The 15,470-nt window shown below is 70.6% G+C and carries 1 protein-coding gene (running past one end of the window); it reads left to right on the top strand.

Annotated elements, in window-relative coordinates; all coding sequences use genetic code 11:
- A protein-coding gene (locus tag ABZ824_RS15650) for a non-ribosomal peptide synthase/polyketide synthase (RefSeq protein WP_356963772.1) crosses the window boundary here: on the top strand, positions 1-15,470 show its beginning. 28,201 nt of this gene lie beyond the right edge of the window; only the first 15,470 of its 43,671 coding nucleotides appear in the window; its start codon is at positions 1-3; the stop codon falls past the right edge of the window.

Here is a 15,470-nt window from a genome sequence, read left to right on the forward strand (position 1 = left end):
TTGTCTCCCGCTCAGCTGGGCATCTGGTACGCGCAGCACGTCGACCCGCAGGTGCCGGTCACGATCGCGCAGTACGTCGACCTGCACGGTGAGCTGGATGTCGATGTGCTCGAGCGGGCCAGCATCGACGCGTCGCACGAGTTGGGTTCCGGGTTCCTGCGGATCGTCGAGCGCGATGGCGAGCCGCTGCAGTTCGTCGACCACTCGATCGCCGATTACGACAAGGTCGTGTACGTCGATCTGCGCGGCGAGGCCGATCCGGCCGCCGCCGCGATGGCGTGGATGCGCGCGGAGTACAGCCGTCCGTTCGACCTGCTGAACGACCGGTTGATCAAGGTCGCGGCGCTGCAGCTGGCCGACGATCATTGGTACTGGTATTCCCGCTCGCATCACGTCGCGCTCGATGGCTTCGGCGCGATGACCTATGTGAATCGCATCGCTGAGCTCTACACCGCCTATGTCGACGGGGTCGAACCGGCTGTTTCCAAGGCGACCGACCTGCACACGCTGTATGAGCAGGAGATCGCCTATCGGGAGAGTTCCCGCTTCGCCTCCGACAAGGAGTATTGGGCGCAGCGGGTAGCGGGGCTGGAGGAAGGCACCAGCCTGACCGGCCGTTCCGCGCCGCCCGCCGCGATCAACGGCATCGCCAGCGCCGCGCTGTCGGACGAGCAGAACACCCTGCTGGACGCGGCGGTCGCGCGGCACGATTCCTCGCCCGCCGGTCTGCTGCTGGCCGGTTTCGCCGCGTATCTGGCGCAGTGGAACGGCGTCGAGGACGTCATTCTCAGCCTGCCGGTGACCGCGCGCACCACCGCGGCGATGCGCCGCTCGGGCGGCGTGTCGTCGAACATCGTGCCGCTGCGGCTGCACGTGGGCCACGACACGACGGTGTCGGAGCTGCTCAAGCAGGTGGCGGTCGAGGTGTCCGGCGCGTTGCGGCACCAGCGGTACCGGCACGAGGACATCCGCCGCGACGCGGCCGGTGACGGTGTGGTGACCACGGAGTTCTTCGGGCCGTGGGTCAACATCATGCTGTTCGGTGACGAGATCGCGCTCGGCCCGATGGTCGGCCAGCTCAGCGTGCTGTCGACCGGCAGCATCGAGGATCTCGGCGTCAACTTCTACCAGTCGGTCGCGGGCACGCGATCGCACATCGACTTCGAGACCAACCCCAACCTCTACACCGAGGACGAGGCGCGCCGCCACCACGGCCGGTTCCTGGAGTTCTTCGATCGCTTCCTCGCCGCCGAGGCGGACGCCGGCGTGTGGGGGCTTCCGGTCGCCACCGCCGAGGAGCGTGAGCGGACGCTGCTGGAGTGGAACGACTCCGAGCAGGACGTTCCGGAGACCACGCTCGCGGCGCTGCTGGACGCGCAGATGTCGCGGACCCCGGACAACATCGCCCTCGACTTCGAGGGCACAACCCTGACCTACGCGGAGTTCGACGCGCGGGTCAACCGGCTGGCTCGTTTCCTGATCGCCGACGGCGTGGGCCCGGAGTCGCTGGTCGCGCTGGGCATGCGCCGCTCGCTGGAGCTGGTGATCGGCATGCACGCGGTGCTGAAGGCCGGTGGCGCGTACGTGCCGATCGATCCGGATCATCCGGCCGAGCGCACCGCCTACATCCTCGACAGCGCCGCGCCGGTGTGCGTGCTGACGCACTCGGCCGACGAGCTGGAGCTGCCGCAGGCGGTGCGGCGGGTGGAGATCGACACCCTGGACACCTCGGCGTACTCCGCCGACCCGGTGACCGACGCCGACCGCCTGGCCCCGCTGCGTCCGGACAACACCGCCTACGTCATCTACACCTCGGGTTCGACCGGCCGCCCCAAGGGCGTCGCGGTCACCCACCACGCGATCGTCAACCAGCAGCTGTGGATGCTCGACGAGTACCGGCTGACCGCCGAAGACGTGTACCTGCAGAAGACCGCGACCACGTTCGACGTGTCGCTGTGGGGTTACTTCCTGCCGCTGATGGTGGGCGCGAAGCTGGTCATCGCGTCGCCGGACGGGCACCGCGACCCGCTGTACGTGGCGGAGATGATCGAGCGGCACGGCGTCACCGTGACCGACTTCGTCCCCTCCATGCTGACGGTGTTCGTCGCACACGCCACGCAGGCCCAATGCGCCACGCTACGAGCGGTTTTCGTGATCGGCGAGGCGTTGCCGCCGGAGACCGCGGCGGGCTTCCGCGCCATCACCGACGCGGGGCTGCACAACCTGTACGGCCCGACCGAGGCCGCGGTCTCGGTGACCTACTGGGAGGCGACGGCCGCCGACACGGTGACCGTGCCGATCGGTATCCCGGAGTGGAACGTCCAGGTCTACGTGCTGGATTCGCGGTTGCGCCCGGCCGCGATCGGCGCGCCCGGTGAGCTGTACCTGGGCGGGCGTCAGCTCGCCCGCGGCTACCGCGGCCGTCCCGACTTGACCTCGGATCGCTTCGTCGCGAACCCGCTGTCGAGCACGGGTGAGCGGATGTATCGCACCGGCGACCTCGTGCGCTGGAACGAAGCGGGCACGCTGGAATACATCGGCCGCACCGACTTCCAGGTGAAGTTCCGCGGCCAGCGCATCGAGCTGGGGGAGATCGAGACCGATCTGCTCGCCCACCCCGCGGTCAGCCAGGCCGTCGTGCTGGTGGTGGACACCGCGACCGGTCAGCAGTTGGTGGCCTACGTCGTGCCCGCTCCCGGTCACAGCGTGGAACCGGTGGAGCTGACCAGGTTCGCCGCCGAGCAGTTGCCCAGCTACATGGTGCCCGCGTCGATCATGGTGCTGGACGCCTTCCCGCTCAACACCAGCGGCAAGCTGGACCGCAAGGCGCTGCCGGAGCCGGTGTTCAGCGCCGACGCCGGCGACTTCCGCGCGCCGCGCACCCAGGCCGAGCAGATCGTGGCTGGCATCTTCGCCGACGTGCTCAGCCAGGACCGCGTCGGCATCGACGACAACTTCTTCGACCTGGGCGGCAACTCGCTGGTCGCCACCCAGGTGGTGGCGCGCATCGGCGCCGCGTTCGGCACCCAGATCGGGGTGCGCGCGCTGTTCGAGACCCCGACCGTCGCCGGTATCGCCGCGCGCGCGGAAAACGCCGCGCCCGTGGGCGAATCGCGTCCGCCGCTGGTGGCCCAGCGGTTGCCGGAGCGGGTGCCGCTGTCGCTGGCACAGCAGCGAATGTGGTTCATCAACCAGTTCGACCCGACCGTGCCGACCTACAACCTGCCGTTCGTGGTGCGGTTGCGCGGCCAGGTGGACCTGGAAGCGTTGCAGTCGGCGCTGCTGGACGTGGTCGAGCGGCAGCAGTCGCTGCGCACGATCTTCCCCGAGTCCGGCGACGGCGGCTACCAGCAGGTGCTCCCGGTCGACCAGGTCGATCTGGGCATCGAGGTGCAGCCGATCGACGAGGCCGAATTGCACGGCGCGCTGGCCGAATTCGCCGCGCGCGGCTTCGACGTCTCGACCGAGCTGCCGATCCGGGTGCGGGTCTTCGCGGTCACCGGCGGGCGTGGCAACGGCGCGGCGGACTACGCGCTGGCGTTCGTCGTGCACCACATCGCGGCCGACGGCTTCTCCTTCGGCCCGCTGGCGCGCGACGTGGCCGCCGCCTACCTGTCCCGCAGCGCGGGCGAGGCGCCGAGCTGGGCGCCGCTGCCGGTGCAGTACCAGGACTTCAGCGTGTGGCAGCGCGAGCTGCTCGGCGCGGAATCCGATCCCGCGTCCATGGCGGCGCGCGAGATCGCCTATTGGCGTAGGGCATTGGCGGGTCTGCCGGATCAGCTCGACCTGCCCGCGGACCGCCAGCGCCCGCCGGTGCAGAGCTTCCACGGCAGCCGGGTGAGTTTCGACATCGACGCCGAGTTGCACCGGCGGCTGGTCGCGCTGGCCCGCGCGCAGGGCGTCAGCCTCTTCATGGTCATGCACGCCTCGCTGGCCGTGCTGCTGGCCCGGTTGTCCGGCACCAGCGACATCGCGATCGGCACCCCGGTGGCCGGGCGCGGCGAGCAAGCGCTCGACGACCTGATCGGCATGTTCGTCAACACGCTCGTGCTGCGTTCGGAAGTGGACGGCAGCGAGTCGTTCGCCGAATTCCTCGGCCGCACCAGGGAAACCGATCTCGCCGCGTTCGCGTTCGCGGACGTGCCGTTCGAGCGGCTGGTCGAGGTGCTCAACCCGACCCGCTCGCAGGCGCGGCACCCGCTGTTCCAGGTGATGCTGTCGTTCCAGGAGATGTCGCACGCGACCCTGGAACTGCCCGGGCTCTCGGTCACCGCCGACGAGCTCGAGGTCGACATCGCCAAGTTCGACCTGCAATGGACGGTCACCGAGGAACGCGGCGCGAACGGTGAGCCCGCAGGCATGGGCGCGGTCATCTCCTTCGCCACCGACCTGTTCGACGCGCCCACCGTCGCCGAGTTCGGCCGCCGTTACCTGCGCGTGCTGGAAGCCGCCGTCGCCGCGCCGGGAACCACGGTGCGCGACATCGAGATCCTCGACGAGGTCGAGCGCGCCCGGGTGCTGACCGAGTGGAACCACACCGGGCACGACGTGCCCGCCGCCACCGTGCTCGAGCTGTTCGAAGAGCAGGTGCGGGGCAGGCCGGACGACCCGGCCGTCCTGTTCGACGGCGGCACGCGCGGCGCGGAGGAGTTCGGCGCGCCGATCGAGCTGACCTACGCCGAGTTCGCCGCGCGGGTGAACCGCTTGGCGCGCAAGCTGATCGACGCGGGCGTCGGCCCGGAGACGTTGGTCGCGGTCGGCATCCGCCGCTCGGTGGACATGCTGGTGGCGATCTACGCCACGCTGACCGCCGGTGGCGGCTACGTGCCGATCGACCCCGACCACCCGGCCGAGCGCACCGAATACGTGCTCGACAGCTCGTCTCCGGTGTGCGTGCTCACCACCACCGGCGACAACGTCACCGCCGCCGACATCCCGGTGCTGACGCTGGACACCCTGGACCTGAGCGGATTCGGCGACGAGCCCGTCACCGACGCCGAGCGCCGCGCCCCGCTGCGCGCCGCGAACACCGCCTACGTGCTCTACACCTCCGGCTCCACCGGCCGCCCCAAGGGCGTCGCGGTCAGCCACGCGTCGGTGGTCAACCAGATCGCCTGGATCACCGCCGAATACCGGATCGGCCCGGCCGACGTGATCCTGCAGAAGACGCCGGTCACCTTCGACGTGTCGGTGTGGGAGCTGTTCGGCACGCTGGCCGTCGGCGCCCGCATGCTGATCGCCGCGCCGGACGGCCACCGCGATCCGATCTACTTGTCGGAGATCATCGGACGGCACCGGGTCACCATGACCTCGTTCGTGCCGTCCATGCTGTCGGTGTTCGCCGGGTCCGCCGACACAGCCGAATGCGCCTCGCTGCGCGCGGTTCTGGTCGCCGGTGAGGCGCTGCCGCCCGCGACCGTCACCGCGTTCCGGCAGTTCTCCACCGCCGCGGTGCACAACCTGTACGGCCCGACCGAGTTCACCGTGCACGCCACCGCCTGGCAGCTCAACGAGGTCGCGCCCACGTCGGTGCCGATCGGCCGCCCGGTGTGGAACGCGCAGACCTACGTGCTGGACGAGGGCCTCGCCCCGGTTCCGGTCGGCGTGCCCGGCGAGCTGTACCTCGGCGGCGTGCAGACCGCCCGCGGCTACCACGGCCGTCCCGACCTGTCCGCCGAGCGCTTCGTCGCCGACCCGTTCGGCCCGCCCGGCTCCCGCCTGTACCGCACCGGCGACCTGGTGCGCTGGGTGCGTCCGCGCGATCCGGAGGTGGGCAGCGCGGGCGTACTGGAGTACATCGGCCGCACCGACTTCCAGGTGAAGTTCCGCGGTCAGCGCATCGAGCTCGGCGAGATCGAGACCGCCCTGCTCGACCATCCGGCCGTCACCCAGGCCGTGGTGCTGGTCATGGACACCGTCGCGGGCGACCAGCTGGTCGCCTACGTGGTCACCGGCGGCGGTCCCGTCGACCTGGACAGCATCAAGAACGCGCTGCACCGCACGCTGCCCGCGTACATGGTGCCCTCGGCGATCGTGGTGCTCGAGGCGTTCCCGCTGAACGCCTCCGGCAAGCTGGACCGCAAGGCGCTGCCTGCGCCGGTGTTCGAGGTGCGCGAATTCCGCGCTCCGACCACGCCGATCGAGGAGATCGTCGCGCAGATCTTCGGTGAGGTACTCGGTATCTCCCGCGTCGGCGTGGACGACGACTTCTTCGAGCTGGGCGGCAACTCGCTGATCGCCACCCAGGTGGCCTCCCGCCTCGGCATCGCGCTGGACACCAGGGTGCCGGTGCGCATGCTGTTCGAGGCGTCCACGGTCGCGGCGCTGGCCGCGCGGGTGGAGTCGCACGCCGGGGACGGCGCGCGCAAGGCTCTGGTGGCCCGGCACCGTCCGGAGCAGGTGCCGTTGTCGCTGGCGCAGCAGCGCATGTGGTTCCTCAACCGTTTCGACACCTCCTCGGCGGTCAACAACATCCCGGTCGCGATCCGGTTGTCCGGCGATCTGGACATCGCCGCGTTGCAGGTCGCGGTCATCGACGTGATCGATCGGCACGAGTCGCTGCGGACGGTGTTCCCGGAGACCAAGACCGGCCCCGTGCAGGTGGTGCTGGACGCGGCGCAGATCGTGCCGGACCTGACCCCGGTGCGGGTGACCGAGCACAACCTGATCGATCACCTGGTCGAGCTGGCGTCGATGGCGTTCGACGTGACCAGCGAAGTGCCGCTGCACGCCCGGCTGTTCGAGATCAGCGAGACCGAGTACGTGCTGGGCATGGTGGTGCACCACATCTCGGCCGACGGCTGGTCGATGGGCCCGCTGGCCCGTGACGTGATGGTGGCCTACGCCGCGCGCACGTCGTGGGAGGCGCCCGCGTGGTCGGCGCTTCCGGTGCAGTACGCCGACTACGCGCTGTGGCAGCGCGAGGTGCTCGGCTCCGAGGACGACCCGAGTTCGCTGATCGCCAACCAGATCCGGTACTGGACGCGCGAACTGGCCGATCTGCCCGACGAATTGACGCTGCCGTCGGACCGGCCGCGCCCGGCCGTCGCCTCCTACCGCGGCGGCACCTACCCGTTCGTGATCTCCGGCGAGACGCAGCGCGCCCTGATCGAGCTGGGCCGCAGGCACAACGCGTCGCTGTTCATGGTGCTGCACAGCGCGCTGGCGGTCCTGCTCGCCCGCGCCAGCGGCACCAGCGACATCGCCATCGGCACCCCGGTCGCCGGTCGCGGTGAAGCCGCGCTGGACGACTTGATCGGCATGTTCGTCAACACCCTGGTGCTGCGCACCGAGGTGGACGGCGCGATGAGCTTCGCCGACCTGCTCGCCCGCTCCCGCGAGACCGACCTGCACGCCTTCGCGCACGCCGACGTACCGTTCGAGCGCCTGGTCGAGGTGCTCAACCCGGCGCGTTCGCAGGCGCGGCACCCGCTGTTCCAGGTGATGCTGACCTTCCAGAACACCCGGCAGGCCAGCTTGGAACTGCCCGGTCTCTCGGTCAACGGCATCGACTACGACGCGCGGCTGGCCAAGTTCGACCTGCAGCTGACCCTGTCGGAGACCCAGGACGACCACGGCGATTCGGCGGGCATGTCGGCCGAATTCTCCTACGCCCTGGATCTTTTCGACGAGCCGACCGTCGCGGCGTTCGCCCGGCGCCTGGACCGCATCCTCGCGGCCGTGACCGCCGACCCGGACGTCCCGATCGGCGACATCGACCTGCTCGCGTCCGAGGAACGCGCCAGGGTGCTGATCGATTGGAACGACACCGGACATCCGGTGGACCAGGTCGCGACGCTGGTCTCGCTGTTCGACGCGCAGGCGGCGGCGACGCCGGACGCGATCGCGCTGGACTTCGAAGGCGAGCGGCTGACCTACCGCCAGTTCCAGGAGCGGGCCAACCGCATCGCCCGCCAGCTCATCGGCGCGGGCGTGGGCCCGGAATCGCTGGTGGCGCTGGCGCTGCGGCGTTCCACCGAACTGGTCGTCGCGATGTACGCGGTGGTGCAGACCGGCGCGGCCTACGTGCCGCTGGACCCGGATCAGCCCGCCGACCGAATCAACTACATCATCGAGACCGCCCGCCCGCGGATGATCCTGTACCGCTCGGCGGACGGATTCGGCCTGGACCCGCAGCCCGCGGTGACCGCGCTGTCGGTGGAAGGCATCGAGGGCGTGCCCGGTTTCGCCGAGACCAGCGGCGCGCCGATCACGGATGCCGAGCGCACGCGCCCGCTGCGGCCGGAGAACACCGCGTACGTCATCTTCACGTCCGGTTCGACCGGACGCCCGAAGGGTGTCGCGGTCAGCCACGAAGCGATCGTGAACCGGTTGCTGTGGATGCAGCACGAGTACCCGATCGGTCGCGATGACGCGGTGTTGCAGAAGACGCCCGCCACGTTCGACGTGTCGGTGTGGGAGTTCTTCTGGCCGTTGCAGACCGGGGCCAGGCTGGTCGTGGCGCGCCCGGAGGGGCACCGCGACCCGGTGTACCTGTCCCAGATCATCGCCGAGAAGCAGATCACCACGGCGCATTTCGTGCCGTCGATGCTCTCGGTCTTCGTCTCCACGCTCGGCAACGAGAACGGCGACGGACTGCCCGCGCCGCGGCTGCGGCAGGTCTTCGCCTCCGGTGAGGCGCTGCCCGCGCAGACGGCGCAGCGTCTGCGCGAGCTGACCGGCGCGCGGCTGCACAACTTGTACGGCCCGACCGAGGCCGCCGTCGACGTGACCTACCACGAGGCGACCGAGGCCGATACGGTGTCGGTGCCGATCGGACGCCCGGTGTGGAACACCCGCGTCTTCGTGCTGGACAGCCGCCTGCACCCGGTCGCGCCGGGTGTCGCGGGTGAGCTGTATCTCGCGGGCGATCAGCTGGCGCTCGGCTACCTGGGCCGCTCGGACCTGACCGCCGACCGATTCGTGGCCAACCCGTACGGCGCGCCGGGGGAGCGGATGTACCGCACCGGTGACTTGGTGGCCTGGACGCCGGACGGCGAACTGGATTACCTGGGCCGCACCGACTTCCAGGTGAAGCTGCGCGGTCTGCGTATCGAGCTGGGCGAGATCGAGGCCGCGCTGCTGGCGCAGCCGGGTATCGCGCAATCGGTGGTCGTGCTGCGCTCCGACGCGCACGCGGGCGATCAGCTGGTGGGCTACCTGGTCTGCGAACCGTATGTGGCCGTGGACATCGACGAGGTGAAGTCCGCGCTGGCCGCGGCGCTGCCGGGCTACATGGTCCCGGCCGCGCTGGTCGTGCTGGACGCCTTCCCGGTGAACGCCTCCGGCAAGCTGGACCGCAGGGCGCTGCCCGCTCCGGTGTTCGAGGCCAGGGTGTTCCGCGCGCCCTCGACTCCGATCGAGGAGATCGTCGCGGAGATCTTCGCCGACCTGCTCGGCGTGCCGCGCGTCGGCGTGGACGACGACTTCTTCGAGCTCGGCGGCAACTCGCTGGTCGCCACCCAGGTGACCGCCCGCGTCAGCGCCGCGCTGAACACCGAGGTCGGCGTGCGCGTGTTGTTCGAGGCCCCGACCGTGGGCGCGCTCGCCGCGCGGATCGAGTCGCACGCGGGGAGCGGTGCGCGCCAGGCGCTGACGGCACAGGTGCGTCCCGAGCATCCGCCGCTGTCGCTGGCGCAGCAGCGCATGTGGTTCCTCAACCGCTTCGACATCGGGAGCGCAGCGACCACATCAGGCGCGGCCTCCGCCACCTACAACATCCCGGCCGCGGTGCGGCTGGAAGGCGCGCTGGATCTGGACGCGCTGCGCGGCGCGGTCGCCGACGTGGTCGGACGGCACGAGTCGTTGCGCACCATCTACCCGTCTCGCGACGGCGTGGCCTACCAACGGGTGTTGAACGCCACCAGGGCGATTCCCGAGCTGGACGTGGTCGAGGTGGCCGAGGGGCAATTGCTCGGCGTGCTCTACGAGTTCGTCGAGCGCGGCTTCGACGTGACCGCCCAGCCGCCGGTGCGCCTGCGCGCCTACCGGCTCGCCCCGGACGACTACGTGCTGGTCGTGGTGGTGCACCACATCGCGGCCGACGGCTTCTCGATGCGTCCGCTGGTGCGCGACCTGATGACCGCTTACGTGGCGCGGACCTCGGCGGCTGAGCCGGGCTGGCCGCCGCTGGCGGTGCAGTACGTGGACTTCGCGCTGTGGCAGCGCGACACGCTCGGCTCCGAGGACGACCCGACCTCGCTGATCTCCGAGCAGCTCGACTACTGGCGCGAGACGCTGGCCGGGCTGCCCGACGAACTGCGCCTGGCCGGTCGTCCGCGGCCCGCCGTCGCCTCCTACGGCGCGGGCACCTATCGGTTCCGGGTGCCCGGCGAGCTGATCGAAGACCTGAACCGGGTCGCGCAGACGCACGGCAGCACGCTGTTCATGGTGGTGCACGGCGCCTTCGCCGCGCTGCTGGCGCGGTTGAGCGGCTCCGAGGACATCGCCATCGGCATCCCGGTCGCCGGTCGTGGTGAGCAGGCGCTCGACGATCTGGTCGGCATGTTCGTCAACACCCTGGTGCTGCGCGCCGAGGTGGACACCGCCGAGCCGTTCGCCGATCTGCTCGCCCGGGTCCGCGAACGCGACCTGCAGGCGTTCGCGCACGCGGACGTGCCGTTCGAGCGGCTGGTCGAGGTGCTCAACCCGGCGCGTTCGCAGGCGCGGCACCCGCTGTTCCAGGTGATGCTGTCGTTCCAGAACCTCGGCCGCACCGCGCTGGAACTGCCCGGTCTCACCGTCTCCGAGCTGGGCATCGACCAGCCGACGGCGAAGTTCGACCTGCAGCTCACACTCAGCGAGGTCCCCGGGGCCGAGACGGCGATGGACGCCGAGCTCGTCTATGCCACCGACCTGTTCGACGGCGTGTTCGCCGGGACGTTCGCCGAGCGGTTCGTGCGCGTGCTGCACGGCATCGCCGCCGATCCGTCGGTCACCGTCGGCGACATCGACCTGCTCGACGACGCCGAGCGCGCCTTGGTGATCGAGCGCTGGAACGCCACCGAATTCCCGGTCGACGCCGCGCTCACCTCGCCGGTCGGCGACGCCGCCGCGACCCTGGTCTCGCTGTTCGAGGCCCAGGTCGCGCGCACCCCGGACAGTCCAGCGGTGACGTTCGAGGGGACAGGTCCGGCCCACCCGTCGCCCGACCACCACCCCTCACCGAGTCGTGAAACGACGCTGACATATCTCGAGTTCGCCCGCCGGGTGCACCGACTGGCGCGCTGGCTCAAGGTCAACGGCGTCGGCCCGGAATCGTATGTGGCACTGGGCATGCGCCGCTCGATCGACCTGGTGGTCGGCATGTACGCGGTGAACGCCGCGGGCGGCGCGTACGTGCCGCTGGATCCGGACCATCCGGCCGAGCGCATCGACTACATCCTGGAGACCGCGCGCCCGGTGTGCGTGCTGACCTCCGGTTCGGACCTGGAGACCACGGTTTCCCGGCAGGTACGCATCGATCAGCTCGACCTGTCGGAGTTCTCCGACGGGCCGCTGACCGACGCCGACCGGCACAAGCCGCTGCGTCCGGCCAACACCGCGTACGTGATCTTCACCTCCGGTTCGACCGGCCGCCCGAAGGGTGTCGCTGTCTCGCACGCGGCGATCGTCAACCGTCTGGTGTGGATGCACGCCGAGTACGGCCTGGCGGCCTACGACGTGGTGTTGCAGAAGACGCCCGCGACGTTCGACGTGTCGGTGTGGGAGTTCTTCTGGCCGTTGCAGGTCGGCGCGCGCCTGGTGGTGGCGAAGCCGGACGGTCATCGCGACCCCGCGTACCTGGCGCGGCTGATCGTCGACGAGCAGGTCACCACGGTGCACTTCGTGCCGTCGATGCTGTCGGTGTTCGTCGCCGAGGAGCGCGCGGCCGAATGCACGAGCCTGCGCAATGTCTTCGCGTCCGGTGAGGCGCTGCCCGCGGTGACCGCGCAGAAGTTGCGCGAGCTGACCGGCGCGCGGCTGCACAACCTGTACGGCCCGACCGAGGCCGCGGTCGACGTCACCTTCCACGAGGTGACCGAGGCCGACACGGTGTCGGTGCCGATCGGCGCCCCGGTGTTCAACACGCAGGTGTACGTGCTGGATTCGCGGCTGCGGCCGGTTCCGGTCGGCGTGCCCGGCGAGCTGTACCTCGCGGGCGCGCAGCTGGCGCACGGCTATGTGGGCCGCCCCGATCTGACCACCGAGCGCTTCGTGGCCAACCCGTTCGGCACTGCCGAGCGGATGTACCGCACCGGCGACCTGGTGGCCTGGACCGACAAGGGCGAGCTGGAGTACTTGGGCCGCACCGACTTCCAGGTGAAGGTGCGCGGTCTGCGCATCGAGCTGGGCGAGATCGAGTCGGCGCTGACGGCGCTGGAGTCGGTGGCGCAGGCGGTGGTCGTGGTGCGCACCGACGAGCGGACCGGTGACCAGCTGGTCGCGTACCTGGTGACGGACCCGGACCGGGTGGTGGACGTCGAGTCGGTCAAGGCCGAACTCGGCGCGCGGCTGCCGGGGTACATGGTGCCCGCGGCCTATGTGGTGCTGGACGAGTTCCCGCTCAACGCCTCCGGCAAGCTCGATCGCAGGGCGCTGCCGGAGCCGGTGTTCGAGGCCAAGGTGTTCCGTGCGCCCGCCACGCCGGTGCAGGAGATCGTGGCCGAGACCTTCGCCGAGGTGCTCGGCGTGGAGCGGGTCGGCCTGGACGACGACTTCTTCGAGCTGGGCGGTAACTCGCTGGTCGCCACGCAGGTGGCGGCGCGGCTGGGTGAGGCGCTGAACACGCAGGTGCCGGTGCGCACGCTGTTCGAGGCGTCGACCGTGGTCGCACTGGCCGCGAAGGTGGAATCGGCCGCCGGAGCGGGCGGCCGGACGCCGCTGGTGGCGCGGGAGCGTCCCGAGCTGGTGCCGCTGTCGTTGGCTCAGCAGCGGATGTGGTTCCTCAACCGGTTCGACAACCGCACCGCGGTGAACAACATTCCGGTGGCGCTGCGGCTGAGCGGTGCGCTGGACGTCGACGCGCTGGGTGCGGCGATCGGCGACGTGCTCGCGCGCCACGAGGCGCTGCGCACGATCTACCCCGAGGTGGAGGGCACTGGTTACCAGCACGTGCTGCCGGTCGGTGAGGTCGCCTTCGACCTGGTCGCCGAGCCCGTCGCCGCGGACGCGCTGCCCGCGCGGATCGTGGAGCTGGCGAGCGTCGGCTTCGACGTGACCGCCGAGATCGGGTTCCGGGCGAGCCTGTTGTCGCTGTCGGCGACCGAGCACGTCGCGGTGCTGGTGCTGCATCACATCAGCGCGGACGGTTTCTCGCTGCGGCCGTTGCTGCGCGATGTGGTGCTCGCCTACACCGAGCGCGCTCGCGGCGAGGTGCCGTCCTGGGCTCCGCTCGAGGTGCAGTACGCCGACTACGCGCTGTGGCAGCGCGAGGTGCTCGGCGCCGAGGACGACGCCGAGTCCGTCGCGGCCAGGCAGATCGCCTACTGGACCGAGCAACTGCGTGACCTGCCCGATCAGATCGAGCTGCCCGCCGACCGGCCCCGGCCGGAGATCGCCTCCAATGCCGGTGGCACGCACAACTTCTCGGTCGACGCGCAGGTGCACGAGGCGCTGGCCGAGCTGGCGCGCGCCAGCGGCGTGACGCTGTTCATGGTGGTGCACGCCGCGCTGGCGGTGTGGGCGGGCCGGTTGTCGGGCAGCACCGACGTCGCGATCGGCACGCCGATCGCGGGCCGCGGTGAACGCGCGCTCGACGACGTGGTCGGCATGTTCGTCAACACGCTCGTGCTGCGCAGCCAGGTCGAGCCGGGCGCCGGCTTCGACGAGCTGCTCGAGCAGGTGCGCCGCACCGACCTGGCCGCCTTCGCCAACGCCGACGTGCCGTTCGAGCGGCTGGTGGACGTGCTCAGCCCGGCGCGCTCGCAGGCGCACCACCCGCTGTTCCAGGTCGCGCTGACCTTCGAGGCGGCCTCGGCGGCCGCTCTCGGTGCGGTCGCGCTGCCCGGCGGCGTCGAGGTCGCCGCGGTCGAGTTCGATCCGGGCACCGCGAAATTCGACGTGCAGCTCACCGTGGGCGAGGCCGCCGACGGCGGGTTGACGCTGTCGTGGAACTACGCCACCGAGCTGTTCGATCCCGAGACCGTGGCCGCGTTCGCGGATCGTTTCGTGCGCATCCTGCGCGGGGTCGCCGAGGATCCGCGGGCGGCGATCGGCGATATCGATCTGCTCGGCGAGGGCGAGCGGCTGGACGTCTCGCAGCGCTGGGTGTCGTCGGGTTCCGAAAGCGTCGCAGGGCTGTTCGCCGATCCGAACATCACCCTGGTCGGGCTGTTCGACGCGGCGGTGGCCGCGCATCCGCATCGCGTCGCGGCCCGCTTCGGCGTGGAGACGCTGACCTACGCCGAGCTGGACCGGCGCGCGAATGTGCTGGCGCGCAGGCTGATCAGCGACGGCGCGGGGCCGGAGACGCTGGTCGCGGTGATCCTGCCGCGGTCGCTGGATTTGGTCGTGGCGCTGCTGGCGGTGGTGAAGACCGGCGCGGGTTACGTGCCGGTGGACCCGACCTACCCGGCCGAGCGCATCGCCTACGTGCTCGCCGATTCCCGGCCGACCAGCGTGGTGCTCGACTCCACTGTGCAGGTCGAGGTGCCCGCCGGGCTGCCGTCGGTCGTGCTCGACGGGTTCGCGGTGGAGACCGGCAACGTCGAGGACGCCGACGACGCCCCGATCACCAACGCCGACCGCAACTCCGCGCTCACGCCGGACAACGTCGCGTACGTGATCTACACCTCCGGCTCGACCGGCCGCCCGAAGGGCGTCGCGGTCGCGCACCGCAACGTGGTGCGGCTGTTCGCGAACACCGACCGCGACTTCGGTTTCGGACCCGACGACGTGTGGACGCTGTTCCACAGCTACGCCTTCGACTTCTCGGTGTGGGAGCTGTGGGGTCCGCTGCTGTTCGGCGGCACCCTCGTGGTGGTCGACTACTACACCTCGCGCTCGCCGGAGCAGTTCCTGGAACTGCTGCGCGCCGAGCGGGTCACGGTGCTCAACCAGACCCCGTCGGCGTTCTACCAGCTGGCCGAGGCCGACCGGAACGCCGCGCCCGACGCCGCGCCGCTGGCGCTGCGGTATGTGGTGTTCGGCGGTGAGGCGCTGGAACTGCGCAGGCTGTCGGATTGGGTGGCGCGCCACGGCGACGGCACCGGCGCGACGGCTGGCACCGCGCCGCTGCTGGTCAACATGTACGGCATCACCGAGACCACGGTGCACGTGTCCTACCGCGCGCTGGACGCCGCGACCGTCGCCGCCGCCTCCGGCAGCGTGGTCGGCCGCGCCATCGCCGGTCTGCGGGTGTACGTCCTCGACAGCAGGCTGCGCCCGGTGCCGGTCGGCGTCGCGGGCGAGATGTACGTGGCGGGCCCGCAATTGGCGCGTGGCTACCTCGGACGCCCGGATCTGTCGGCGACCCGTTTCGTCGCCGACCC

The organism is Nocardia sp. NPDC047038 (assembly GCF_040644075.1).
Taxonomy (GTDB): Bacteria; Actinomycetota; Actinomycetes; order Mycobacteriales; family Mycobacteriaceae; genus Nocardia; species Nocardia sichangensis.